Annotated in this window: 25 protein-coding genes and 1 pseudogene; 6 read left to right on the plus strand and 20 right to left on the minus strand. The window is 50.6% G+C overall.

All coding sequences use genetic code 11. The annotated features are described in order from the left end of the window. Positions 1-6 precede the first annotated feature (6 nt). The 5 genes and pseudogenes from LN737_RS23155 to LN737_RS23175 form a co-directional block, all read right to left on the minus strand. Positions 7-1,401, minus strand: coding sequence for an FAD-binding oxidoreductase (locus LN737_RS23155; protein ID WP_405512378.1), 1,395 nt, complete (start codon positions 1,399-1,401; stop codon positions 7-9). Between the two features lie 40 nt (positions 1,402-1,441). Next, positions 1,442-1,600, minus strand: a complete 159-nt coding sequence (locus LN737_RS23160) for a hypothetical protein (RefSeq protein WP_405512380.1) — start codon at positions 1,598-1,600, stop codon at positions 1,442-1,444. Between the two features lie 31 nt (positions 1,601-1,631). Next, positions 1,632-2,974 (minus strand): annotated as a pseudogene (locus tag LN737_RS23165) (aldehyde dehydrogenase family protein). Positions 2,975-3,032: 58 nt separating this feature from the next. Continuing rightward, positions 3,033-3,455, minus strand: a complete 423-nt coding sequence (locus tag LN737_RS23170) for a nuclear transport factor 2 family protein (RefSeq protein WP_405512382.1) — start codon at positions 3,453-3,455, stop codon at positions 3,033-3,035. Positions 3,456-3,515: 60 nt separating this feature from the next. Further along, on the minus strand, positions 3,516-3,740 hold the full coding sequence (locus LN737_RS23175; RefSeq protein ID WP_405512384.1) for a response regulator transcription factor: 225 nt from the start codon (positions 3,738-3,740) through the stop codon (positions 3,516-3,518). A 285-nt stretch (positions 3,741-4,025) separates the two neighbouring features. Between LN737_RS23175 and LN737_RS23180 the strand changes: the two genes are divergently transcribed. After that, complete coding sequence (locus LN737_RS23180) at positions 4,026-5,858, plus strand: 7TM diverse intracellular signaling domain-containing protein (protein ID WP_405512386.1); 1,833 nt, start codon at positions 4,026-4,028, stop codon at positions 5,856-5,858. Positions 5,859-5,968: 110 nt separating this feature from the next. Continuing rightward, positions 5,969-7,858, plus strand: coding sequence for a M1 family metallopeptidase (locus tag LN737_RS23185; RefSeq protein ID WP_405512388.1), 1,890 nt, complete (start codon positions 5,969-5,971; stop codon positions 7,856-7,858). 90 nt (positions 7,859-7,948) lie between these two features. Here the strand turns inward: LN737_RS23185 and LN737_RS23190 are convergent, their stop codons facing one another. The 4 genes from LN737_RS23190 to LN737_RS23205 form a co-directional block, all read right to left on the minus strand. Then, entirely contained in the window at positions 7,949-8,728 is a 780-nt protein-coding gene (locus tag LN737_RS23190; protein ID WP_405512390.1) for a zinc-dependent peptidase, read from the minus strand. A 14-nt stretch (positions 8,729-8,742) separates the two neighbouring features. Next, positions 8,743-9,195, minus strand: a complete 453-nt coding sequence (locus tag LN737_RS23195) for a DUF4403 family protein (protein ID WP_405512392.1) — start codon at positions 9,193-9,195, stop codon at positions 8,743-8,745. Then, a complete protein-coding gene (locus LN737_RS23200) occupies positions 9,171-10,163 on the minus strand; it encodes a DUF4403 family protein (RefSeq protein ID WP_405512394.1) in 993 nt (330 codons plus the stop codon). Before LN737_RS23200 ends, LN737_RS23195 begins: the two co-directional genes overlap by 25 nt. Positions 10,164-10,283: 120 nt before the next feature. Further along, the gene (locus LN737_RS23205) at positions 10,284-10,832 is read right to left on the minus strand and encodes a DinB family protein (protein WP_405512396.1); all 549 of its coding nucleotides are present in this window, start codon (positions 10,830-10,832) and stop codon (positions 10,284-10,286) included. 211 nt (positions 10,833-11,043) lie between these two features. On the opposite strand from LN737_RS23205, the gene LN737_RS23210 reads away from it, so the two are divergent. Both LN737_RS23210 and LN737_RS23215 read left to right on the plus strand, forming a co-directional pair. Then, a complete protein-coding gene (locus tag LN737_RS23210) occupies positions 11,044-12,081 on the plus strand; it encodes an LD-carboxypeptidase (protein ID WP_405512398.1) in 1,038 nt (345 codons plus the stop codon). A gap of 33 nt (positions 12,082-12,114) precedes the next feature. Continuing rightward, positions 12,115-12,357, plus strand: coding sequence for a DUF3820 family protein (locus LN737_RS23215; RefSeq protein WP_405512400.1), 243 nt, complete (start codon positions 12,115-12,117; stop codon positions 12,355-12,357). On the opposite strand, the gene lpxB is transcribed toward LN737_RS23215, so the two are convergent. Beyond that, on the minus strand, positions 12,354-13,475 hold the full coding sequence (lpxB, locus tag LN737_RS23220; protein ID WP_405512402.1) for a lipid-A-disaccharide synthase: 1,122 nt from the start codon (positions 13,473-13,475) through the stop codon (positions 12,354-12,356). The two genes, LN737_RS23215 and lpxB, sit on opposite strands and share 4 nt — an antisense overlap. 106 nt (positions 13,476-13,581) lie before the next feature. After that, positions 13,582-13,998: a 6-carboxytetrahydropterin synthase gene (locus LN737_RS23225; RefSeq protein WP_405512404.1), complete on the minus strand. Its 417-nt coding sequence runs from the start codon at positions 13,996-13,998 to the stop codon at positions 13,582-13,584. 274 nt (positions 13,999-14,272) lie between these two features. Here LN737_RS23225 and rfaD point away from each other — a divergent pair, with 274 nt between their 5' ends. Then, a complete protein-coding gene (gene rfaD / locus LN737_RS23230; protein ID WP_405512406.1) occupies positions 14,273-15,238 on the plus strand; it encodes an ADP-glyceromanno-heptose 6-epimerase in 966 nt (321 codons plus the stop codon). 6 nt (positions 15,239-15,244) lie between these two features. Here rfaD and LN737_RS23235 read toward each other — a convergent pair whose 3' ends face one another. The 7 genes from LN737_RS23235 to LN737_RS23265 form a co-directional block, all read right to left on the minus strand. Then, positions 15,245-16,420 carry an MFS transporter gene (locus LN737_RS23235; protein WP_405512408.1) on the minus strand — a complete coding sequence of 392 codons (1,176 nt, stop codon included), beginning with the start codon at positions 16,418-16,420 and terminating at the stop codon, positions 15,245-15,247. Between the two features lie 52 nt (positions 16,421-16,472). Beyond that, positions 16,473-16,844, minus strand: a complete 372-nt coding sequence (locus LN737_RS23240) for a DMT family protein (protein WP_405512410.1) — start codon at positions 16,842-16,844, stop codon at positions 16,473-16,475. 11 nt (positions 16,845-16,855) lie between these two features. Further along, positions 16,856-18,178, minus strand: coding sequence for a HAMP domain-containing sensor histidine kinase (locus LN737_RS23245; protein ID WP_405512412.1), 1,323 nt, complete (start codon positions 18,176-18,178; stop codon positions 16,856-16,858). Continuing rightward, complete coding sequence (locus LN737_RS23250) at positions 18,175-18,846, minus strand: response regulator transcription factor (RefSeq protein ID WP_405512414.1); 672 nt, start codon at positions 18,844-18,846, stop codon at positions 18,175-18,177. Before LN737_RS23250 ends, LN737_RS23245 begins: the two co-directional genes overlap by 4 nt. Positions 18,847-18,950: 104 nt before the next feature. Continuing rightward, positions 18,951-19,205 (minus strand): hypothetical protein, encoded by a 255-nt coding sequence (locus LN737_RS23255; protein ID WP_405512416.1) that lies wholly within the window; start codon positions 19,203-19,205, stop codon positions 18,951-18,953. Positions 19,206-19,345: 140 nt separating this feature from the next. Next, complete coding sequence (locus tag LN737_RS23260; RefSeq protein WP_405512418.1) at positions 19,346-19,741, minus strand: hypothetical protein; 396 nt, start codon at positions 19,739-19,741, stop codon at positions 19,346-19,348. Positions 19,742-19,831: 90 nt separating this feature from the next. Further along, a complete protein-coding gene (locus tag LN737_RS23265; protein WP_405512420.1) occupies positions 19,832-21,370 on the minus strand; it encodes a S8 family serine peptidase in 1,539 nt (512 codons plus the stop codon). 133 nt (positions 21,371-21,503) lie between these two features. Between LN737_RS23265 and LN737_RS23270 the strand changes: the two genes are divergently transcribed. Then, positions 21,504-22,799, plus strand: a complete 1,296-nt coding sequence (locus tag LN737_RS23270; protein WP_405512422.1) for an aminopeptidase P family protein — start codon at positions 21,504-21,506, stop codon at positions 22,797-22,799. A 112-nt stretch (positions 22,800-22,911) separates the two neighbouring features. Here LN737_RS23270 and LN737_RS23275 read toward each other — a convergent pair whose 3' ends face one another. Next, on the minus strand, positions 22,912-23,562 hold the full coding sequence (locus LN737_RS23275) for a TetR/AcrR family transcriptional regulator (RefSeq protein ID WP_405512424.1): 651 nt from the start codon (positions 23,560-23,562) through the stop codon (positions 22,912-22,914). A 382-nt stretch (positions 23,563-23,944) separates the two neighbouring features. Further along, the gene (locus LN737_RS23280) at positions 23,945-24,385 is read right to left on the minus strand and encodes a hypothetical protein (RefSeq protein ID WP_405512426.1); all 441 of its coding nucleotides are present in this window, start codon (positions 24,383-24,385) and stop codon (positions 23,945-23,947) included. Positions 24,386-24,581 lie beyond the last annotated feature (196 nt).

A 24,581-nucleotide genomic window follows, 5' to 3' on the forward strand; every position in this document is an offset into this window, starting at 1 on the left:
TTAGGGTTAAAGGCTGTTGGCTACTGAGTTAGGAACAATGTTGTTATTCAGCCGAAGGAAGTTCTCCGGGTCGTATTTGGTTTTGAGGGCCACAAGTCGCTCATAATTTGGCCCGTAAGCCGCCCGGACACGTGTAGCTTCGTCTTCGCCACCCAGATGATTGACATAAACGCCTTTGGTAAACGGCTCCACCTGACTCCAGAAAGTGCGCGTCCAGTCGATATTGGTCTGAGCATCAGCCGGGTCCATCCATTGCGATACAATGTCGAAGTCCCACTGATCTTCGCGCAGACCAAAGGCCGTTTTAGATGAATCGACCCGCGCAGCTGCCCCTTTTATGTGAAAAAACAGAATGAAGGAAAACGGCGATGGCTGACGGGCAGCCTGAGTGGTGACGATCTCAATAAAATCGTCCTGAATTTCCGGCAGGTTACCCGATTTCCAGTAGCGGGGCATCCCATGTGGCGTAGCAGCATCAAAAATAGCCTGGTGTTGCAGATAAGGCACTTCAGCAATCAGGTCGGCAAGGGGCGTACCAAATTCACGTAACGGTTTCAACTGATGTTCGGCATCTGAGAGTGGCCCAAACCAACCTACCAGCAGCGCAATTACGGGCATACCGTCAGGTGTGTTCAGAAGGGCGGCAAACACCATCAGTTCATCGGGCGTGCTCCGGGCAAAATCGCGGTAGAACCGGAGTACGTCTTTGGCCTGATTCTGTGGGTAAAGAATCATCCCACCCACTACTGTCGGCCCGACCGGGTGAAGCTGATACTCAAATGAGGTAACGATACCGAAATTTCCACCTCCACCCCGAACCGCCCAGAACAGGTCTTCGTTGGTCGTTTCACTAGCTGTCAACACCTCCCCATTGGCCAGTACAATCTCTACTGAGAGCAAATTGTCGCAGGCTAGGCCATGTTTCCCCATCAGCCAGCCCAGTCCACCACCGAGTGTCAGTCCCGCGATGCCTGTATGCGAAACGGTGCCGCCCGTGGTGGCCAGCCCATGTTGCTGCGTGGCCTGATCCAGTTCACTCCAGAGTACACCCGCTTCGGCCCTTGCGGTTCGTTTTGTTACGTCGACCTGAATAGCTTTCATGGGCGACAGGTCGATCATTAGCCCATCGGCGCATACGGCATTGCCTGCTACGTTGTGGCCGCCACCACGTACCGACACCAGCAGGTCGTGCTTTTGAGCAAACCGGACGGCACTAACAACGTCGGCGCTACTCGTACAACGGGCAATCAACGCCGGGCATTTGTCGATCATACCATTCCAGACGGCACGGGCCTGATCGTATCCCTCTTCGCCACGACGAAGGAGTACGCCTTTGAACTTAGCCTTCAGCTCAGTAATAGCTTCAGGAGCCAGAAGATCAGAAGCAGGTGATTGTGTCATAATTTTTTCGGGTTTGGGTTTATTCAATTGCGACAGTTATCTATTGACTGAAACCGTCGATTTTGTCGACGTCACTGTTATTGGTAAATTTGGTTATGCCCCTGCTTCCGGCATCGAGGGTCGCGTCTATCGACAACGTACCCGATGTGCTTCCCGGCAAGGTGAGTGGTACCTGACCCGGTAAGGATAACTGTTTCATTGAGGATTGAGCAGAGAAAAAATGCCTAGGTTCATAACTGCAAAACCGGACGCTGATTTGAGAAATCCAGGAAACCATGATATCCATTTCCCCGACCAGTACCGCTGTTACCTACGCCACCGAACGGTAGAAACGGCGAGAAATAGTGCATAACAACGTGATTAACTACACTACCTCCAGCCGTAGTGCTACCAATAACCTGATCGACAGCAACCTGGTCTTTTCCGAATACATACAAGGCCAGTGGGCGTTCACCCGAGTTCACAAACTCAATGGCCTCATCAAGATTCTGGTAGGTTAGTACTGGCAACACTGGCCCAAAAATTTCTTCCTTCATCACTGCATGATCGGTCGTTACGTCGGCCAGGAGCGTCGGCGCGATGTAATTGTCGCTGTCATCTGTTTTCCCACCCGTTACTACGTTAGCACCTTTTTCAACCGTATCCTCAAGCAGGTTTTTGACCCGACGATAGTGTGCGCTATTAACCATACGTGCATAAGCAGGGCTATCCAGACCGGGGCCATCGGTTCCGTACATGGCTTCGATGGTAGCTTTCATGGTGGCTAAAAACTCATCCCTACGCGCTTCGGAGACCAGTACGTAATCGGGGGCGATGCAGGTTTGTCCACAGTTGAAATATTTACCCCAGGCTATTTTCCCGGCAGCATCGGCCAGGTCAGCGGAATCATCAAGGATAGCGGGCGATTTACCCCCAATTCCAGCGTAACGGAGGCTAGGTAATTAGCAGCCGCTTTCATCACGATTTTACCAACCCGCGAGCCACCCGTGTAGAAAATATGGTGGAAGGGCAGTTTGAGCAATTCACTGGCAACCTCACTGCCACCTTCTATAACCGCCACTTCGCCTTCGTCGAAAGCAGCCTCTACTACTTGCCGGATGATCGTTGCCGAGTGAGGGGTAAGCTCCGAAGGTTTAATGATGGCCGTGTTGCCAGCGGCTATGCAGGACACCAACGGTCGGAATGTCAGCAATACCGGATAATTCCAGGGCGTGATGAGCAGGCAAACACCTTTTGGCTCAAGAACAATTTTTGAGGTGACTGCGCTACCGCCCATTGCCTCAGGAGTGGGCACTACCTGCGACGGCATCCATTGCTCTAAATTGGCAACGGCGAAGTCGATCTCGCCTATAATAGGACTGATTTCCAGTTCAGCTTCAGCTACCGGCTTTTTGAAATCAGCGTATAGTGCTCCAAGAATGGCTTCCGAATGATCGAGCAACGTATTTTTAAGTTTCTTTAGTCGATCGATACGTTCGGCGACTGTGGATTTTTTGAGCTGACGGGCTTTCCGTTGTTGCCGGGTAAACAGTTCATCCAAACTGGCGGTCGAGGGGATGGTCAGGGTTTCCATAAGAGTGTATTGGTTAGAGGTTTATGCCATTCTGTTCTGCCTCCTGAACAGGTAGCCATTATTTATAGTCGATTTTGGTGTGATGAATGTTGGTAAGCATCCATTGCCCGTCGATCCAGCGAAGGGTATAGGTAAAGGCATCTTTATAGTAGCCGGTTTTCCCTTCTTTCGAAACAGCCGTCAGCGCACTGATGCCCGTTGCTACCGCCAAATCATTCACTTGCTGAATCTTAAGATCCGAGATGTCGACCGTATGGCTTTTCTGCCCCGTCAGCAAGTTCATTAGCCACTCTTTGTTATGCACTGACCCATCGTGCCCGGCTACGAAGACCATATCGGGGGTAGTGTGCGCCCGGAGGTACCCCAGGGCATCGGCATTACGGGCTTTTACCATCGCCGGAAATTCATCGGCCAGTTTGGTTTGAGCAGCGGCTACTACGCTGACAAATAGCAGAAGAAAGGTAAAGGATTGTGTTTTCATCTGGATTGGTTATAGGTGATATGGATAGCAGCTTACTTACCGGTAAGCTTTGAACGTTACTCAGTGAATCAAGCCCTGCCGAATGGCCTCTTTTACCAGGCCAACGACCGATCGGACACCCGCTTTACGTAACAGATGCCGTCGATGCGTTTCTACAGTCGGTATGCTTATGCCTAATCGGCTGGCGATTTGACCCGTAGTCAATTCAGCGGCAATCAACCAGAGCACTTCGGTTTCGCGATTCGTCAACGTCATGGCATCGTGTGTCAAAACGGTACGAAGCAAAGTTGCTCTGATTAGTGAAGTTTATTCATCATGGTTTTCAGGGATTTACCCTCATGGTTTTCCATGATTTTTTTCGAAAAACTGTTCTGATTATTGTCAATACGGTACGTAAAACCGCTTCTATGCGCTACGGATAAGCCCGCTGCTGGCAACTAGAGCGAATTGAAATTAATCTGAATTTAATTTCAATTCTAATTGCGTATATTTCCCCACGATCTACCTGCGCCAATGAACTCTATAAACTGCTTATTTATAGCGTGTTCTCTCTTTGTATCGGGTCAGGCTGTGGCAAAGCTACCCGCAGTAGTTTTACCTAACGTCGATACGTCCATTCAGGTGTGGGAATATGCAGAGTTGCTCGAAGATTCAACGCGTCGGTTAACATTTCAGGAAACACAGGCTTTGCCAGCACCGCTTGCCTTTCGCAGCACAGCCGGACGAAGCACGCAGTTAGGTTTTTCAGCCTCCGATTATTGGCTGCGGTTCCGGCTGCGAACAAGCGACAGCAGCGTAAAGCCACGGATGTGGGTTCTGCATCTTCCTTATTTCTTTGCGAATCGGCTAACGCTATTTCTTACCGACGAAACAACCGGCTCTGTAGTAGAACGTAATACTGGTGACGGTACACCTATGGCGCTATGGGATATGCCCTATCAGGAGGGAGCTTTTCGGCTCAATCTGCTACCTGGCCGGACCTACACAGTGCTTTTGCGGTTATCAGGCAATAATTCCAAGTCATTCATTCCGGTAGTCAGCGAGATATTACAATACAACCAGTTTGCTCAATGGAGTGCCTATCTTCTGGCGTTATACAATGGCATGTTGATCTTTGCCGTGATCCTCCAGCTCATTTTCTTTGGCTTTACCAATGAGCGTAACTTTATCTATTACGCAATTTATCTGCTTAGTTTTGAGTTTGTTCTTTTGCAAAATGGGAACGGATTACCGGGCGAAATCTATTTCTGGCCCGAGAATGAGTGGCTAAACAAAAACGGTATAACGCTCTCGTCGGCCCTCTGCTCTACGTGTATACTCCTCTTTTACAGCAATGGCCTGAAACTTAAGCAGCATTCGTCCTGGCTGGCGCCGATATTCCAGGGAGCCGCCCTAGTGATGATCCTCCTGACAATTGGCGTTTTAACCGGGCAGGTGGGTATCAACGCCACGCAATACGTAGTGAGCCTTGGCTTACTGTGCCTTTGCCTTGCCCTGGTGGCCTGTGTGGTGAGTTTGGTAAATGGTTTCAGGCCAGCACGCTATTATTTGCTGGCAACGGTCTCATTTCTGGCCGGTATGATCGTCCTGGCTCTGTGGCACAACGGGTTGGTACCCATCAATTACCTGACTACGTATAGCGTTCCAATCGGCAGTTTAAGTGAAATCGTATTCTTTACCCTTGCCCTTGCCGACGATTACCAACTCTCGCACCAACAGGAGCAGAAAGTCCAGCAGCAACTCATCGATACGCTCCAGACACAGAATGAACACATCTCCCGGGCGCTCCTTCAGGGACAGACACTCGAACGCAAGCGTGTGGCGGCCGATCTGCACGATAATCTGGGCAGTACACTATCGTCCTTGCGATGGAGTCTGGAAGCAATTGATACAACCAAACTCACACAGCCCGAGCAAAGTGTTTACGCTACGCTGAGCCAGCAACTGAATCAGGCGTATAACGACGTACGGCTGCTGTCGCACAACCTGCTGCCCGATGAACTAGCGCAGAAGGGGCTGGCTTTTGCCCTTACAATGCTGATCGACAAGCTGAACAGAAACACCCCCGTCCAATTCCAGTTATCCATCGCCCAGCCCTTTCAGCGACTTTCCATGCAAACGGAGTTTGAACTGTACAGTATCTGTCTGGAATTGCTGAATAATACACTCAAACATGCCAATGCAACGGAAGCTTATCTGATAATGAATCAATCGCCAGGTAAGCTTGGTCTTATTATCGGCGATAATGGTGTTGGATTGAATGGGCAACGGAAAAATGGGCAGGGGCTACAGAACGTAACGGCACGGGTTGCGGCTTTGGGTGGCAGCTGGACGGTTGGTTCTGAACAGGGAGAAGGTACACAAAATCAGATAACTGTGCCGCTAAATGCAATGCATTTTTGAGCTGCGCCTGATGCCGCCCACTACGGTATAACCGATCATACTATTTCTGAATTGCCTATTTTCCGAATCGGCTAACTTAGGGCACGGATTCAAAAAAACGATACCTACACGTGTTAAACCACTTCCCCAAAAGCCTGCTTACCCTTGGCTTACTTAGCATCTCGACGCTCCTTTCGGTCTCCGCGCAGGATTTATACATGCCGCGCAATGTCAAACAGGCGTATCAGAAAGGCACACGCTCCCTGGACGGAAAACCCGGAAAAAACTATTGGCAGAATACGGCACGATACACCATCAACCTGACCGCTACGCCACCTAACCGCACCATTCAAGGCACGGAGGAAATTACGTACATCAACAATAGTCCCGATACGTTGCGCTTTCTGGTCTTTAAATTATTCCTGAATAGCCACCAGCCCGGTGCGGCCCGCCAATACCCGGCCTCCCCCGACTACCTCACATCGGGTATGCACATCGACCGATATACCGAAAACAACGTGGCTCGCCTATGGCCTGCTATGAATGCTACGGTACACCGGATGCCGCTGAATAAAGCCCTCATGCCGCACGATTCCGTCAAACTTGCCTTCGACTGGCACTTCGACGTTTCGGTAGAAAGCGGCCGGGAGGGAAAGCTCGATTCCACTACGTTCTTTCTGGCTTATTTCTACCCGCGCGTGGCGGTTCGTGACGATTACTACGGCTGGGATCAAATGCCGTTTACAGAAGCGCAGGAATTTTACAGTGACTTTAACGACTACACGCTGAACGTGAAAGTTCCGGCCAATTTTGTTGTCTGGTCGACAGGCAATCTGCTGAATACCAATGAGATACTGCAACCTACGTATGCCAAACGTTTAGCCGAATCCATGCAAACAGATTCGGTCATTCACGTAGCAACAAGTCAGGATATAGCCGCCCGGAACGTAACGATACAACAGGCCAGCAACAGCTGGCGCTGGAAGGCCGATAACGTTCCTGATGTCGCTCTGTGCATCAGCGATCAGTACGTATGGGACGCATCCAGCGTGGTCGTCGATAAAAAAACCGGCCGACGGTCGAGCGTTCAGGCGGCTTTCAAAGACAATGCCGCCGATTTTCACCAGATGGTCAACTTTGGGCGGCACTCGCTCGACTGGTTTTCGAATAACTGGCCGGGCGTTGCGTATCCTTACCCAAAAACAACCATTGTGCAGGGGTTTGCCGATATGGAATACCCGATGATGGTGAATGATGGCACCACCCCCGATCTGAATTTCTCCCGCTTCGTGGCCGAGCACGAGATTGCGCACACCTGGTTTCCGTTCTACATGGGCATCAACGAAACACGCTACGGTTTTATGGATGAAGGCTGGGCTACCGCTCTTGAACACCTGATTGGACAGGCCGATCTGGGCAAAGAAACGGCCGTACGTTTGTTTCAGCAGTTTCGGGTAACCAACTGGATTAAAGACCCTTCCGCCGAGCAGGATCTGCCAATCATCATTCCGGCCAACATACTGAGCGGGGCTGCGCTGGGAAACAACGAATACGGGAAAGCAGCTCTGGGCTATCTGGCCCTCAAAGAGTTGTTGGGTGATGCCGTTTTCAAAAAGAGCCTGCACGAATTTATGGATCGGTGGCACGGAAAACATCCGACACCCTGGGATATGTTTTTCAGTTTCAACAGCGCATCCGGAAAAAACCTGAACTGGTTCTGGAACAACTGGTTTTTCAGCAATAATTACATCGATCTGGCTATACAAAGTGTCAGCTCGTCGGCTACTCAGTGTGTCGTTACGCTTCAGAACATTGGCGGCTACGTTGCCCCGGTCGATGTGGTTGTTACGTTTGTCGATGGCACGAAAGAAACGTTTCACCAGACTCCATCCGTCTGGCAAACCAATCAAAAACAGGCGGTTCTGAAACTACCCGTTAAAAAGAAAGTCCTGTCGGTTGCGCTTGAAGGCGGTATTTTTATGGACGCCGACGAGTCGAATAACAATTGGAAAAGTCATTAGTCATATCGCTGCGCTGTCATTGGTCATCTGGGATTGGCTATCTCAACGAATGACCAATGACGCGAAGCAAATGACAGCGCAGCGATATGACTAATGGCTATTTTCTAGTGGGTTCTGACGAAATATTTCCTCCAGCCGGGCGAAGAGTTCCGGATGTTTTTCGTGTAGCAGATCAGGGCGTTTGAAGAAGTATTCCGATACTACAGCAAAAAACTCCGCTTCGTTGGTGATGCCGTAGGGGTTGATGTCCGAATGGTTTGTTTTTATGTCGCGGATACTCTTGTGAATTAATTGCAGCCAGGGTTTGATGTGGTCTTTTTCCAGCAAATATTCCGGCAGGCCATCCGTAGCGCCGTCGACTTTATCGAGCAGATGAATAAACTCGTGAATACCCGTATTGCCTTTGCTGGTTTCGTTGGCAAACCCATCGTGCAGCGCCGGTTTGGATAGCACCATCGTGCTTTGCAACGCCCCTCCCTCACCGACCATGCCCAAAATGTTCCGGTCATCGCCGGTAGTCTGGTAATCGGCATTAAACCGATCTTCGTAGAGCAGTACGTTTGTGAGTGGGTAATACCAGTCGTCGAACCCAAAAATGGGAATAATCGCACTGCTTGCCACCAGCACTTTGTCCAGATCATCGACAGTAGTGCCCACGCCTTCAATACGGATGTGATTCAGAAAATGACGTACCCGGTCTTCAAAGGCCTTCTTTTTCTCGCCGTTCAGCTCCCGGTAATACGCTACGTTTTCCTGCAATAAGGCCGGGTACGTATCGGGAAGCGGCACCGCTTCCTCCTTTTTCTGTTGCCGACTTTGCCAGATAAACCAGCCTATCACCACCACAAGAAACCCAACCAGATAAATCATTTCTGAACGAACCGCTATAACTGTTTCACTTTTACTCCCACAATCGATTCTACCTTTATCAACGCCTGAATTCCGTCGGGACGGATGGCGATTTTCTGCGGCAAAAACCGAAATACCTTGATACCGAGGTCCGTTTTTTCACCCGGCCCTCCTTCTTCATAAGCCTTTTGAATAGCCTGAGGCAGCTTCGCAATATCGTCGCCGAGCCGAATTGTCAGCATACTTTCCAAGAGCTTGCGCAGACCATCATGCCACACGGCTCCGGTGCTTTTCGAGAGCAGGCCCCCGTTAGCCGTATCGAAGTCCAGGTTTTTGATGCTCAGCGTATTGGTCAACGTATCGAAGGCTGGTCGTCCGCGCAGGTAAACGGGGCCATCGATTAAGCCACTTACATCAGCTTTAACGATGATGGCGTGCTGTGCTCCATAAACCGATGCACTTTTTAGGGTGATGGCTCCCAAAGCCATTTTTTGGGCTGCTTCCCAATCGTTAATGCAATCATCCGATTGATATCAGCATACGGAATAAAACTCATCAGATGCAGATCTGACAGCTGCGATACAGTATCCCGTTTCTGCAGGCGAGGCAGCTGCGTCATCGAATGCACAGGTGTGTGTGGTTTCAACTCCGTTATCGTTTCAAAGGCGATTCGCACATGGGTGACGAGCTGACGCGCATTGCCACTGACCGGACCGGCGGCTACACTAATGGGTTTAGGTAGCAGCCAGAGGCCGTATTCTTTGTTGATCAGCAACGGTTTCTGCATATCCTGCCAGGTCGGTTCGACCATTTTATCGAGTCGCAGGTTCGTATATACGGCTGTATCGATGGCCTTCTCAATGTCCGACTTATGTTTCTCCAGAATATTCTGCGCCAGTTTGGTTAGTGAAATGTTCTTGCCTAACAGCCGGAGTTCGGGCTTAATGAGCCACTGATAATCCGCAAACGTAGTGCGGCTGGCCAGTCGCCAGTCGGATGTTACACTGAGGGGACTTTTGAAATCGACATGGAGCGAGCAAAACGGCTTTTTGGGAGCTGTGGTGTCTTTGCTGAAGGGTTTGGTCAGCCACATTTGCAGCGGAGCCGAAAGTTTGATCTGGTGATCGACGTATTGGACTTTCACCGAGCCCAGTCGCTTTACCCGAAACGAAATAATTCCTTCGGTTTTTCCTTTCTCGGTCTGCTTTCCGATCAGAACCGGGTCAAGCTCTTCGTTAATTTTTTTCTCGATTTCCTTCAGATCGAATACAATTGTGCCCCCTACATACGAGAGCATCGGCGGGATGGGCGGATCAAAACCTTCCGCTTTGGGTGCCTGGGGGCTTTTTTTCTGGCATTGCGCCAGCAACAGAACCATTGTCAGGCCAAACAGTACACGAAACATGATGAGTGAATAGTGCTCTACGCAAAAACGGCTGGTGTCCACCGGCTTCATGCAGAGTAATGAGTGAATGATCGTTCTCGAATAAACCGCATTCGTTACCGGATGTTTTGGTACGGGACCAACAGTTGGCTCAACCAAAAAAGGCCCGCCAGTAGCGAGCCTTTTTTGTGCCTAGAACAACTTTTCATTCGGGGGCTTGATACCTTTGGCCCGGATATAGATGGTTGCCTGTCCGCGGTGGTGCGTCTGGTGTTCAAACGCCTTCGCCAGCACCAGTTCTTTGGTCATTTCGCGCTGGCCCATTTTCACGGTTTCGGCCAGTTGCGCATCGGTCATTCCTTTGATGCCGTCGATCACAAAATCATAGCTGTCCATAACGGCTTTAGTCAGAGCGGCTTTCGTTTTCAGTTCGCTCATTTCTTCCAGCTTTTTCCCCTGAAACGGGTTGGTCTTGCCACTGGCCAGCGCACCGAAGTTGTAGTTAGCCGCAGTCAGATGAAGCATCTGTTCGGCAAAACTGCGAATTTCGGGAGTCGGCTTAAAGCCCATCCCATCTTCAGGCATGGTATCCAGGTATTCCTTGGTAAACTCTTTGGCCCGCTGCCAGTCGGCGGTGAGCTGAGCAATCGTCGTCAAAGGCTTAGCGGCCTGCACCGATGCGATAGCCATCAGCATTGCCAGTGCGGCAAAGGCGAATCGAAAACGTAGTCTAGTGATCATACATGTGTTGGTTGGGTTGTTCGTAATACATTACCTGTTCGGTGAATCGAAAGTAAGGGTTATTTCACCATGAAAAAAGTTTGGTGCAAGGCAAAGCTACTGATTGGCAAATGGTATGGTCAGAATCGCACGGAGTTGAACCTGATTACGCGGCTTGATCACTACACGGTTTTAGGTTATCTTTCTGCACCGTTGACCCTTACGTGTTCCCATGTTTTCACGCCGTTCATTTCTGCACAGCGCCAGCCTGGCTCCATTCGTTTCGCTGACCACCGGTCAAACCCCACCAACCCCGCCTTCTGTCATCAAACCTCCGCGCCTGCAAACGGGTGATACGGTTGGTCTGTTTTGCCCGGCCGCTCCGGCTTATAGCCAGGAAACGGTGAAAATTGCGCAGGAGTCGCTGCTGGCCCTGGGATTTCAGACAAAACTGGGACCGCATATTTACGACCGCTACGGGTATCTGGCCGGGCGCGATGCCGACCGGGTTTCTGATCTGCATACGTTCTTCGATGATCGCAGCGTAAAGGCCATCATGGCGATTCATGGCGGCTGGGGCTGCGCCCGGCTGTTGCCGCTGCTGGATTACGACCGGATTGAGCGTAACCCCAAATTATTGATCGGGTATAGTGACGTAACGGCACTGCTACTGGGTATCTACGCCAAAACCGGACTGGTTACGGTACATGGCCCGGTCGGATCGGCTACGTTCAATGGCTTTACAGTCGATTGGTTCAAACGACTGCTCATGGACGGTGAAGCCCTCACCATGCGCAACCCGACGGAAAAAGGCGATAACCTCACCCAAACGCAGGACCGCATCAACACCATCCGCCCCGGCCTGGCCCGTGGCCGACTGGTAGGCGGCAACCTTACGGTACTGAGCCATATGATCGGGTCGCCCTATCTGCCCGACTGGCGCAACACAATTCTGTTTCTGGAGGATACCCACGAAGATATTTACCGCATCGACCGGATGCTGACGCACCTCAAACTGGCGGGAATTCTGAATCAGGTAGCGGGCTTCGTTTTTGGCAAGTGTACTGACTGCGGACCCGGTGAAAACAGTTACGGCTCTCTCACCCTCGACGACGTACTGAACGAACACATCGTTCCGCTCGACAAACCTGCTTTTTCGGGAGCCATGATTGGGCACATTCGGGATAAATTTTCGGTTCCACTCGGCATAGACACCGAAATTGACGCTACCACCGGCACCATTCGCCTGCTCGAATCGGCCGTAGGGTAGCCTGTCACATTTTATAAACTAAAAAACCAACAAATGGCTGAGGAAATACCACAGGGAAATCCTGAATTATTGAAAGAACTGCTCACCTACCCGATGCCTTTTGGCAAGTACAAAGGACAGTTGATCAGGGCGTTGCCCGTTACGTACCTGGAGTGGTTTGCGCAGAAAGGCTTTCCGGCCGGTAAGCTGGGCATGTTGCTGCAAACGATGTATGAAATCCGGCTCAATGGGCTGGAGTACCTGCTGGACAGTTTACAACGAAATCGGCAGCGCTAGCCTTTCAACTTTCGCAGTTCCTCAACCATTCGCTGTCCGGCACGGGCTGAAGCACCGGGTTCGCCCATTTTTTTCTGCACGTCGGCATAATCGGCAAACAGGCGGTCGCGCTGGGGGCCGCCCGGTAAAATGGTTCGGAGTTCGTCAGCCACCTTCTCGGGAGTAAGGTCGTTTTGAATCAGTTCTTTCACCACCTCCCGGTCGGCAATCAGGTTGACCAGCGAGATAAACGGTACCGCAATGAGTCGGCTGGCGATGGCATACGTTACCCCTGTGGTTTTGTAGCAAACGATCTGCGGTACGTTCAGCAGCGCCGTTTCGAGCGTAGCCGTACCCGACGTAACGAGGGCGGCTGTGGCAATGTGCAGTACATCGTAGGCGGCATTACTGACCCGCACCACGTTCGGGTAGTCGGCCAGGAACGTATCATACAACGTATCGGGCAGGTTGCTTACGGTGCCTATCACAAACTGATAATCCGGAAACTGACGGGTAGCCGCCAGCATGGTTGGCAGAATGGACGTAATCTCCTGTCGGCGGCTGCCGGGCAGCAGCGCAATCACGGGCTTCTCGCCAATCCCCAGCTTTGCCCGAAAGGTTGGGTCAGGCCGAAAATCAGCCAGTGCGTCGAGCAGTGGGTTACCCACGTAATCCACTTTGTACCCGTATTTGGCAAAAAACTCCGTCTCGAACGGCAGGATGGTGAACAGTCGGTCGACGTTGGCTTTGATGGTCAACGCCCGGCGCTGGTTCCAGGCCCACACCTTTGGCGATATGTAATAAAACACCGGGATGCCGTGCTTTTTGGCAAAACGCGCCATCCGCAGATTGAAACCGGCGTAATCGATCAGAATCAGTACGTCGGGGCGATGCGCCAGCAGATCGGCCTGACATTCGCGCATGATCCGTCGGATGGTGCCCAGATTTTTCGCAACTTCCCAGAAACCCATGAACGCCATATCGCGATAATGGCGAACAATCGTCGCGCCAGCCGCTTCCATCTGCTCTCCTCCATAGGCCCGGCAACTGGCCTCATCATCGTACTGTCGAATGGCCCGAATCAGGTTAGCGCCGTGGAGGTCGCCGGAGCGTTCACCGGCAATCAAGTAATACGTCATTGGTTGTTGGGCATTGGTCAGTAGTGATTGGACAGTAGTCATTGGTCATTAGCACTGACAGCCAATGACCAATGACAGCGAAGCGAAATGACCAGTTAACCAATACCTATTCGCCAAAATAATCGACAAAGTTTTTCGGGGTTTCGTACAGCCGGAGTTGATGCAGGTGCGCTTCGGTGACGGGGGAAAGGGCGCGTTCGAGAATCTTCCAGATTTCTTTGATAAAGATTTCGCAGCTCGCCATTTTTCCCTGCATGAAATCGACATCCAGGTTCAGGTTTTTGTGATCGACTTTATCGATCACTTCCCGCCGGATGATGTCGCCCAGCACTTTCAGATCAATGACAAACCCCGTATCAGGATCGGGCTCCCCTTTGACCGTTACGATTAATTCAAAGTTATGCCCATGCCAGTTGGCATTGGCGCAGGGGCCAAAAACCGCCTGATTTCGCTCTTCAGTCCATGCCGGATTGTAGAGCCGGTGAGCGGCATTAAAGTGCTCGATTCGATTGATATATACCATTTTTCTGGTTTAGATGGGGCGGTTGCCAGAAACGCCGATTTGTGAACTATCCGGCAAAGGTACAAACTGTTCAAACCTTCTGAAAACGGAAGCCATAAACAGATAAGTGTTTGTATGACACCTATAACGGCTGAAATTAGAAATGTCCTATTTAATCCTCAAAAACGCTATTCTATTGTCCAGTATAAATACCGTATCTTTACAGCCAATTTCATTTCATTAACACTGATACTAACCGAATTATCGCTTCGTAGACCTTTACAATTACCACTTTATGATCATAGTTACGGGAGCCGCTGGTTTTATCGGAAGTTGCTTGATCAGCAAGCTGAATCAGGAAAATTTCAATTTCATCATTGCCGTTGATGACTTTTCTTATCCTGAAAAAGAAGCTAATCTGGCCGGAAAGCGGATTCAGGAACGGGTAGATCGGGAAGCCTTTTTCGACTGGCTCGACCAGAATTATCAGGAAGTGGAATTCATTTTTCACATTGGCGCCCGCACCGATACTACCGAATTCGACCGGCAGATTTTTGAACACCTGAACGTCGAATATTCCAAGCAGATCTGGAACCGATGTATTGATTACCAGATTCCACTCGTGTATGCTTCGTCGGCCGCTACCTATGGCCTGGGCGAACTGGGATACGATGACAATGAATCGCTCATCCCGCAGCTAAAACCCCTGAATCCCTACGGTGAATCGAAAAACGAGTTCGATATCTGGGCGCTGGAACAGGAGCGCAAACCGTTCTTCTGGGCGGGGCTGAAGTTTTTCAATGTATACGGGCCCAACGAATTCCACAAAGGCCGCATGGCATCCGTCATTTTCCACGCTTTCAACCAGATCAGGCAATCGGGTCAAATGAAACTGTTCCGGTCGCACAACCCCGACTTTGCCGACGGTGAACAAATGCGTGACTTTGTGTACGTAAAAGACGTAATCGATGTCTGTTCGTTTCTGATGCACCACCGGCGTAATTCGGGCATTTATAACCTCGGCAGTGGCAAGGCCCGCACCTTTCTCGATCTGGCCAAAAACACATTCTACGCCCTCGGTCTCGAACCCCAGATCGACTTTATCGATACTCCCGCCGATATCCGCGACAAGTACCAGTACTTCACCCAGGCCAACATGGCCAAACTTCGCTCGATTGGCTACGACCGGCCGTTCTGTTCGCTTGAAGAGGGCATTGAGGATTACGTTAAAAACTACCTCAGCAAAGACGATTATTTATAACCAACACTACGTATCTACTTTCGTTTCGGGAACGAGAAACCCCAGAACGGCTAATGCGCCAACTGCAATTCCGGCCAATACCAGAAACGCGGCATTGTAGCCCGATCGCTGCACGATACCTCCGGCAAACGCATTACTCAACGAAGCACCCAGGCCGGTAGCCGTAGCAATAGCCCCCTGCGTGGTGTTGAACAAACCACTGCCCTTTGTTAAATCGGATACAATCAGTATCGACAATACGCCGAAAGCTCCTGCCCCGATACCGTCCAGAACCTGAATGGCAACGAGCAGAGTCGGATCATTCGTGAGCGTATACAAAATGCCACGTATGGGCAGTACCGCAAAACCAATCAATAAAAGACGTTTGCGGCCTGTGGGGGCCAGTCGCCCGACCAGCGCGCTGACTGGCACCATCACCACTTGCGCCACGATAATACAGGCCGACATATACGCGGACGATATCCCGGCTTTTCCGCCTTCGGCCAGGCGCTGGCCCAAAAGGGGAAGCATAGCAGCATTGGCAAAATGAAACAACACACAGGCTAGCGCAAAAAATAGGATTGAACGATTCCCAAAAACCGCTTTCCAGCCTTTTGAATGCTCATTTGACTTATTTTCTTCAGATTGCTCGCCATCGCCTTTGGCCCGTTCATGATCAATGTCTTCTTCGCGAATCTGCCAGATGGTTACGCTACTGACCAGCGACATAACCGCCAGGAGAATGAAAATGCCTTTGTTGCTAACGTAGTAACCGATCAGCCCGGCCAGTAAAGCCGCAAATACATTTCCGGCGTGGTTGAAGGTTTCGTTACGTCCAATGCGGCTGTCAAGCGCCTTATGCCCAACCAGCCCGAGCGTAATAGCCGCAACCGCCGGTGTAAACCAGGCCGCAGCGACACCCATCATCACCTGCCCACCGATTACGGTACCATAGGTTGGGGCCAGAATGGTCAACAGCGCTGCCGTAGCAATCAGCATGGACGCCACAATAGACAGAAGCCGCTTTTTACGGGTCCGGTCCACCAGGGCACCCGCTGGTGTTTGGGCCACTACCGTTGCAATACCCATCACTGACATGGCCAGTCCAATATTCTGCGCATCCCAGTGCAGGGAGGTAAGCAGGTAAATGGCCAGATACGGACCAAGCCCATCGCGTACATCGGCCAGGAAAAATTGGCCCAATCCAGCGCCCGCAGACTTTGACGGGATGGCTGACGTGTACCCCTGGATTCGGCTACCATTTTTTGAAGATGAAAAACACGGCAATCACAATAAAGAAAAAGCCGACAATGTGATTCCAGCCCAGTTTATCGGTTTTGAACACAAACACCGTAATGAGCGTAAAAACTGTAAGGGAAACAGCTTCCTGAATGGTTTTGAGCTGGAATAGAGAGAAAGGCCCGCCCGTTTCGTCGGAGCCGATCCGGTTGGCGGGTACCTGAAAAATGTATTCAAAAAAAGCCAGGCCCCAGCTAAGCATGATGATGCCAAACAGCGACAGTTTGGCCAGCATAGGATACTGTTTTATCTGGAGATGACCATACCAGGCCAGCGTCATAAAAATGTTCGACAGCGTCAGCAGGAGTACGCAATAGAGTCCTTTCATTCGGTTGTTTATTAAGATTTGACAGATAATGAGATGGGTAATGTTAAGATACTGGTAAACGTAAAATTCGTCCATTGCAGGCGCAACGTACCACCGATCAGGGTTGCCAGGCGATGGCTGATCCAGAGGCCCAGTCCATACCCTTCCCGAAACGGGTCGGCCCGAAAGTACGGCTGGATCAAATCCAGGGTTGGGCCACTTTCGCGAAGTGTCTTGTTCTGAATCCAGATCGTACAGGTTTCTTTCTGATGATACTCAATCACTACGTTGCTCCCCGAAACGGCGTATTTAATGGCATTTTCGAGCAGATTGAGCAGAATGTGTTCCAGCTTTCCGGCATCGATGAACAGTACGCTGCTATTCTCTGTAGTTAGCTCTGTCTGTGTATGCACTTCATAATCAGCAGCAATAGCCGCTAATGAACCTAAACACTTGTGTATCAGCAGCGGAATGTCGGTTGGTATTGTCTTCACCAGCCTTACTCCTTCGTCGGGTCGGCTCAGGGTCAGAAATTCATCCAGCAGGCGCGTCAACCGGTTTACTTCGTCCAGTTGTTCAGTCAGGAACGTTGTCGTTGGTGCCGTCAACTTCCCATCGCCCAGTGTCACCTCCAGCCCCGTTTTCATAACGGCCAGTGGGGTTCGTAGTTCATGGGCAGCCGCTCCAAAGAAATGACGCTGCAACTCCGCATTTTCCCGAATCCGGCCCAGCATTTTATTTAATGTATCGGTTAGTTGATACAGCTCATCCCGGCTGGCAGGCAACGGAATCGGATCACTCATCGACGTATCGCTGATGGTGTTGGCCTGACTTATTATCGCCTGGATTGGTTTCAGCAGCCAGCCCGCCACCACATATCCGGCCCCAAACGCCAGCAACAAGCTTAGCAACCAGCCCAGGCCAGCAACCCACCTTAGCTTTTCGATGTCCTGCTGCAAACTGGCGTCGGACACCGATAGGGTCAGCGTTACGTGTCCACTGGATAACTGATCGCTGCTTGTCTGTACGGTTGCCGAACGATGCGACAACCAACGGCTGGGCTTTCCCGAGCCTGTATCTACCGAATCAGGAAAACCCGGACTGCGAAACAATTCCCGAGCCTGACCATAACTATGATACATCACCTGCATCCGTTCGGTATCGGTCGGCAATGGCAGAATAACCGGGTCAACACTGATGAGCGATAACAGCCACTCCGCGCGGGTATGCAGTGTTCGATCAAATGCCGTTTGCAGGCTGGATTCCGCGCCCGAAAGCATGAGCCAGCCCGCCAGCAGGCTGATGCTGGCGAACACCGTCGTAACGGCCAGTACAATCCGACTCCGCAGGCTCATCCTACTTTAAGCCGATAGCCCCGGCCGATAATTGTTTCTACTAAACCGGGTATTCCAACCGCATCCAGTTTTTTACGCAGCTGATAGATATGCACTTCGATTACGTTGCTACCCATATCGTAATCAGCCGCCCATACTTTTTCCGCGATTTCGTTTTTCGTTACCAATTGCCCCGCCCGGCGCATGAACAGCTCCAGCAGAGCAAACTCCCGATTCGTCAATTCAACGGTTCTGTTATTCTTTAAAACTGTGTGTGAAACGAGCCGCATTTCCAGGTCAGCTACACGTAGCACGACATCATCGCTCAACGTGGCTCGTCGCTGCAATACCCGTATACGAGCCAGTAACTCATTGAAATCGAATGGTTTTCGTAAGTAGTCGACAGCGCCCAGGTCAAGCCCCTGCACCACTTTTTCAGGGTCGCTCAGCGCCGATATGATCACAACGGGGACGTTCAGTCCAAAAGCCCGCAAGTTCTGCAACACGTCAAAACCGGTTTGGCCGGGTAACATCAGGTCGAGCAGGACAAGGTCGTACAAGCCCCCTGCTACGTAATCGAGCCCTTCAGAACCGGAGTGCGTCAGGTCCGCTACGTGCCCGTGCTGCTCCAGGCCCTGTTTGATAAATCGGGCCAGCTTTCGCTCGTCTTCAATAACCAGGATCTTCATAGCTTAAAGAGTGAAAGAGCGAAAGAGTGAATGACCGAAAGCCAGCGTACATTTTTTCTATATCCCAGACCACTCATTCACTCTTTCGCTCTTTCACTCATTGATTACCGCACCAAGTACTGCTGGCCGTTGATTGTCAACACCGATGCCCGAAGGATGTTTATTTTTTCCAGTTGCACCTGTCCATCGGCAAGGTCTTTGGGATAACCCTGTACGGTAATCACACTTCCTTTCTTAGCCAGATCGGTCAGTTGATACGCAACATGGGGAGGCATATTCACCATCGTCTTATTATCCAGTACGAAGCCATTGATACGTCCATCCCGATTAAATCGGTAGTCTACTATCTTGCCGGTCACGGTTGAAAGCGTCGGCACTTCCGGAGCTGTGCTTCTGGGCGTCGGGGGCGCATCAAGAACGGTGGTTTTGCCAGCAGTCAGGCTGTTCAGCCGGAAATGGGTTTCGCCCTGTGGCGTTACGTCCGAATACCCTGTAACGCTTACACTACTGCCCGACTTGATCGCTTTCTGGATTTGCTGGCCAAGGTGGGGGGAAACTTTACCGTAGTGGGTGTTCCTGAGCTGCCATTGAGTGTAAACCCATCAAGGATCGCATCGTCATTACCTAGCCACTGCCCGACTGTTCCCGAAATCGTTACCAGTGATGTGAGTCCCCGTGGCTCCCTTCGTCCGGGTCCCTGTTCTCCGTCCGGACGTGGAGAGCCGGGTTTTCCAGGGCGTCCGCCCGGCGGGGGTACGTCCGGCCCGTTGAGCGCGTTCAAAACGGTTGGTGCTCCAGGCTGAGCCGAATTGGTTGGATTCTGAGCCTGTATCTGATGCGTCGCGACGCTTGCAGCCAGCATGGCTATAGCCATGAATCGAGTTTTGGTTTCCATAGTCATTTGTTGTTTATTACGGAAGCAAAGCTCGCTCAGCTGGTTAAGGTCCATCTGAAACGGGAATTAATTTTTCTTCATACTAGCTACTTATTCCCAAACCACTTCAATCACTTCTTTCTTCAAATCGATGGTGGTTTGTTTCTCATCGCCCGACCGACGTAGCGTCAGCTTTCCATTCGTAACCTTAGCCGCTTCCTGCTGCAATACGTGGGTTGCGTCTTTTTTATGAAAAACCGATATCACCTGATCATTACCGTCTATGGGCAAGGTGAAGGTTTTACCCGTAGCTTTCACAGAGCGGGCTGTCGTCGGTAATTCCTGGTTACGGAGCAGCGCTAGTGCCCGCGATGCCTGCGGCACGCCATATCCGATGTAGTTATTCCCGTACGGATACAGATGCGACGATTTTTCAATGATTTCCATAAGCTGCTTGTTCGTCAGTTTTGGATTGGCCTGCATCAAACAGGCGGCAAAACCCGTAATAACCGGTGCCGACAGCGACGTACCATAGAGCGAGAAACACGATACGTTGGGTTTGAGATACGGCAGGTTTTCAGGGCCAATGCTGCTGTAGCCTATGCGATTCCAGAGTCGGGCGTTGGTGGCGCCAATAGCCAGTACGCCCTGTGCATCGGCTGGTGTACTGATAATACGCCATGAGCGATCCTCACCCTCGTTACCCGCCGATACGATGATGAGCATCCCTTTTTTGTCGGCGGCAATCTGAGCAGCGCGGCTAATCAGACTGGTGTGGCCGTCCATCTGACTTGGCTCGTAATTCTCTTTGGGGTTGCTCATCCCTTTTGCGTAGCCCAGCGACGTATTGATCAGCCGGACGCCAAGGCTATCCATCCACTCCATGGCCGCTACCCAGTTATCCTCCTCGCCCCGGTATTCGCGGTTTCCCTGATCGGTGCGGGCCAGGTAGAACGTAGCGTCGGTGGCCAGACCAAACTGCATATTTTCGGTCGGGTCGTTTCCGGCAATAGCCGCCAGCACTTCCGTACCGTGAAAATCCGACATGGTTTCGAGCGTACGAAACAGGTTGTTGTGCGTCTTTTTCTCATTGACGTAATCCCGCACCTGCTTGACGCCATCCCGTTCAAAGACATGTTTGAGGGCATTGGCCGAATCCGCGCCAAAAAAACCGGCATCAATAACGCCGACTGTTACAAAGCGTCCGGTCAGCCCCGCCTGCGCAAAATCAAACGCTTGTATCTGCGTCATCACGGGCGCTAGTTTGGGATTACTCCAGTCGGGTTTGGCGGGGGTGTTTAGTGACGTAATAACGATGGCAGGGTCGATGGCCTGAATATCTTTTACAAACGGCATAGCCCGAAGCTGGGCATGCTGTTCCGCTGTCAGCCGGGCAGATACGGCATTTAGCCAGCGCGACTGACAGACGGGTTGAATACCATTGTGTTTTAACTGCGCTACGTATGCTGTGGCAACGGGCTGGTCGGTTTCGTCCAGCGGCAGGTTCTGGAGTTGACGCTGACCAAGGGCTTTGGGCGACAGGGCCGGTGCTGATGCCTGCTCTTTATCGCGGAATAAAACCCAATACTTCGGTTGGGCCTGTACAGAAAAAGCCAGCAGGCAAAGAGCAATGGTCAGTCGACGTATCATAGTTTCGTTTAGGCAAGGGACCCAAAGTCTCGAAAGACTTGATAAAATGGTAAACTCGAATTCCGCAAAAACTATTACGGGTTTTGAGTTTCTTTGCAAAATTAATCAGAAACATAGCCTCAACAGCCGTTGTATGCGTTATTTACCAATCGACAATCAGCTTTTCATCCAAAACCGCCAGCGGCTCACTAGTCTGCTTAAACCCAGGTCCTTAGTCGTCGTCAACTCCAACGACATCATGCCCACGAATGCCGATGGCACGATGGGTTTTCGACAAAACAGCGACCTGTTTTACCTGACCGGCGTCGATCAGGAAGAAACCCGCCTGGTTTTGTTTCCGGAACACCCCGACCCTAAATTCCGCGAGTTGTTGTTCCTGCGGGAAACGAGTGAACTGATCGAAATCTGGGAAGGGCACAAGCTGACGAAAGCAGAAGCCGAGCAGACAACAGGTATTCCGCAGAAGCAGATTTACTGGACGCATCAGTTCGAGCAGGTATTCGTGCAGATGATTTTTGAGGCAGAGTACGTTTACCTGAATACCAATGAGCATACCCGGGCGGGTATCGAAGTCCAGACGCAGGACGCCCGTTACGTTGCTGAATTCCGTCAGAAGTATCCACTTCATCATCTGGAACGGCTTGCTCCCCTGATGCACTACCTGCGGGCGATCAAGCAACCGCTGGAAATTCCGCTTATTCAAACCGCCATCGACATCACCGACAAGATGTTTCGCCGGCTGTTGGGTTTCATCAAGCCGGGTGTATGGGAATATGAGATCGAAGCGGAAATGATGCACGAATTTCTCCGCAACCGTTCACGCGGAGCGGCTTATACGCCCATCATCGCATCGGGAGCCAATGCCTGTGTGTTGCACTACATCGAAAACAGCCAGCAATGTCAGGACGGCGACGTAATTCTGCTGGATATAGGCGCCGAGTATGCTAACTACAATGCTGATATGACCCGGTCGGTACCTGTCAATGGGCGATTTACTGAACGCCAGCGCGCTGTGTATGATGCTGTGTTGCGGGTAATGAACGAGGCTAAACAGATGCTACGTCCTGGTAATCTTTGGGACGATTACCATCGTGAAGTTGGCAAGGTAATGGAGTCGGAACTGATTGGACTAGGGTTACTCGACAAAGCGGCTGTTGAAAAACAGGACCCCGATACGCCGTTGTACAAGAAATATTTTATGCACGGTACGTCGCACTTTCTAGGACTCGACGTTCACGATGTGGGAAATAAATACCGGAAAATGGAACCCGGTATGGTGTTTACGGTAGAGCCGGGCATTTATATCCGCGAAGAGAAACTTGGGATTCGGCTTGAAAACAACGTACTGATTACCGAATCGGGGAATATTGATCTGATGGCGAATATTCCGCTTGCCGCCGACGAAATCGAGGAGTTGATGAATCAATAAAGCCGTCGGTCAGTCAATAAGCTGGTCAGTTAACAAGCCGATGCTACGCATCGTAAACTTATCTCATTGACTGGCTGATTGGCTGACCGACTTATGAACTGACAAGCGGCTTTTATGCCGCTTCTACCTTCTTTGACTGCTCACGTTCGAGGGCAATGTTCAGACTGGAATAAATTCGGCGGATGGCCGTTTCCAGCCGCTCCCAACCGGCATCTGAGCGAAGGTCGATATCGCCGATATGATCGCGCTGGGCGCTGGTCAATACAATATTGGTAACGGCTGCAACCATCAGGCTGGTAATCGCCATCGGGTCGAATTCAGAATATGGAGCCAGTTTGCCAACCAGACTTTTGTACGACTGATCGCGGAAATCGGCCAGCCGACGAGCGAGTTCGGTTTCACCGTGGGTCATTTCCCAGCGAATCAACTCCTGTGAGGGTTTCCGGGTGCGGAACTCCCGCATAAACTGAATGGTATACTCCGACCAAACTTTGCTTCTGTTCTCTGGGGGAAGATTATTGGGTACAGAATCCAGAAACTTCTCGTTGAACATCGACAGGAAGAAGCCGCGTTGTACATACGCTTCGAGCAGTCCATTCCAACCACCGAAATAGCGATAAATTAGTACTTTGTTTACGCCGGCACGTTCAGCTACGGCATTGATACCTGCTTTCTCCGTACCACGCTCAGCCATTACATCGCCCATGGCCCGCAAAATGCGTTCCATAGTCATCTGGCGGTTTCTACGCTTAACAACTTTCATACTGTTTGGTGTTTTTGTGTAAGAGGATACAGTAACTTTTTTTCCGGGTAGGCTATCCATACAAGTCGCCTATCCGATTAGTGTAGATACAAATATGGTAATTACAGCCGATGTTGTCAAACAATAATTTGAATAAAAAATACAAAAAAACGAAAAAACGACTACTTAAACACATTAAGTTACTGAGTACCAATATGCACCTACACCGTTTAGTAATATATGCTTATATACAACTACATTAGTTACACTTTTGACTACTATTTTTTTAATCTCAGCCCCAACTTTAGTATATAATTAAGCCTTTCGGGCTGGCCATGTCGTGTGTAAGAACATACGACATGGCCAGCCCGAAAGGCTTATTGACTTTATTTAGCAGTAAAATCTACCGTTCTGGGTAGGTGTCAATCTGACCCGACAACTCCTGTATTGCCTCCTGAAGTTGGTTTCGGTTCAACAGAATATCCATCTCCATCGGAAAGTCTGGATACGTATGCCAGGACGGTATTAGTTTGTGATCCAGCTGAATTTGCAACCGATATTTATCGTCCGGGAGGGCTTTTGCTTCGACGCTAAGGCCGGGCTCAGAAAAAGTTACTGTTACATAATTGGCAGCCTTGGTCCAGAGTGAGCGTAATCCGCTCAGCAACCGCTTTACCTCCCAGGTTTGTAGAGGAGCAAGCTGAGTATCTGACTTCTGCCGCCACATTGTCGAGAACCTGCATTGCAACTTATTCCGGTCACGCCAGGTCGTCGTCGTTTTGCCATACCCTAAAATTGCGAACTCAAACGAGTCAATGGAATCAGAAGAAGATATAAATTTCATAGCTGGCTTTATTATGAGGGAGTAGCATTCTCTACTTAACAAATATAGTAACCATTTGTTAAAAAATGATCTTAGTTAATTAATAATTTTTTCATTCTAACCAACACGCTCTTGGTGGCTTACTTACCTGTCTGCTTCCTGACTTTCCTTATCTTTGCGGCCGACAAAGAATTACACAACGATTAATTTTAGATAG

It is taken from the genome of Spirosoma sp. KNUC1025 (assembly GCF_045160025.1).
GTDB lineage: Bacteria > Bacteroidota > Bacteroidia > Cytophagales > Spirosomataceae > Spirosoma.

Excerpts from the sequence above, each read along its gene's own strand:
- LN737_RS23155 (WP_405512378.1), bottom strand. The coding sequence starts at position 1,401 with ATGACACAATCACCTGCTTCTGATCTTCTGGCTCCTGAAGCTATTACT.
- LN737_RS23160 (WP_405512380.1), bottom strand. The coding sequence starts at position 1,600 with ATGAAACAGTTATCCTTACCGGGTCAGGTACCACTCACCTTGCCGGGA.
- LN737_RS23170 (WP_405512382.1), bottom strand. The coding sequence starts at position 3,455 with ATGAAAACACAATCCTTTACCTTTCTTCTGCTATTTGTCAGCGTAGTA.
- LN737_RS23190 (WP_405512390.1), bottom strand. The coding sequence starts at position 8,728 with ATGATTTATCTGGTTGGGTTTCTTGTGGTGGTGATAGGCTGGTTTATC.
- LN737_RS23195 (WP_405512392.1), bottom strand. The coding sequence starts at position 9,195 with ATGGCTTTGGGAGCCATCACCCTAAAAAGTGCATCGGTTTATGGAGCA.
- LN737_RS23200 (WP_405512394.1), bottom strand. The coding sequence starts at position 10,163 with ATGAAGCCGGTGGACACCAGCCGTTTTTGCGTAGAGCACTATTCACTC.
- LN737_RS23205 (WP_405512396.1), bottom strand. The coding sequence starts at position 10,832 with ATGATCACTAGACTACGTTTTCGATTCGCCTTTGCCGCACTGGCAATG.
- LN737_RS23210 (WP_405512398.1), top strand. The coding sequence starts at position 11,044 with ATGTTTTCACGCCGTTCATTTCTGCACAGCGCCAGCCTGGCTCCATTC.
- LN737_RS23215 (WP_405512400.1), top strand. The coding sequence starts at position 12,115 with ATGGCTGAGGAAATACCACAGGGAAATCCTGAATTATTGAAAGAACTG.
- lpxB (WP_405512402.1), bottom strand. The coding sequence starts at position 13,475 with ATGACGTATTACTTGATTGCCGGTGAACGCTCCGGCGACCTCCACGGC.
- LN737_RS23225 (WP_405512404.1), bottom strand. The coding sequence starts at position 13,998 with ATGGTATATATCAATCGAATCGAGCACTTTAATGCCGCTCACCGGCTC.
- rfaD (WP_405512406.1), top strand. The coding sequence starts at position 14,273 with ATGATCATAGTTACGGGAGCCGCTGGTTTTATCGGAAGTTGCTTGATC.
- LN737_RS23240 (WP_405512410.1), bottom strand. The coding sequence starts at position 16,844 with ATGAAAGGACTCTATTGCGTACTCCTGCTGACGCTGTCGAACATTTTT.
- LN737_RS23245 (WP_405512412.1), bottom strand. The coding sequence starts at position 18,178 with ATGAGCCTGCGGAGTCGGATTGTACTGGCCGTTACGACGGTGTTCGCC.
- LN737_RS23250 (WP_405512414.1), bottom strand. The coding sequence starts at position 18,846 with ATGAAGATCCTGGTTATTGAAGACGAGCGAAAGCTGGCCCGATTTATC.
- LN737_RS23260 (WP_405512418.1), bottom strand. The coding sequence starts at position 19,741 with ATGGAAACCAAAACTCGATTCATGGCTATAGCCATGCTGGCTGCAAGC.
- LN737_RS23265 (WP_405512420.1), bottom strand. The coding sequence starts at position 21,370 with ATGATACGTCGACTGACCATTGCTCTTTGCCTGCTGGCTTTTTCTGTA.
- LN737_RS23270 (WP_405512422.1), top strand. The coding sequence starts at position 21,504 with ATGCGTTATTTACCAATCGACAATCAGCTTTTCATCCAAAACCGCCAG.
- LN737_RS23275 (WP_405512424.1), bottom strand. The coding sequence starts at position 23,562 with ATGAAAGTTGTTAAGCGTAGAAACCGCCAGATGACTATGGAACGCATT.
- LN737_RS23280 (WP_405512426.1), bottom strand. The coding sequence starts at position 24,385 with ATGAAATTTATATCTTCTTCTGATTCCATTGACTCGTTTGAGTTCGCA.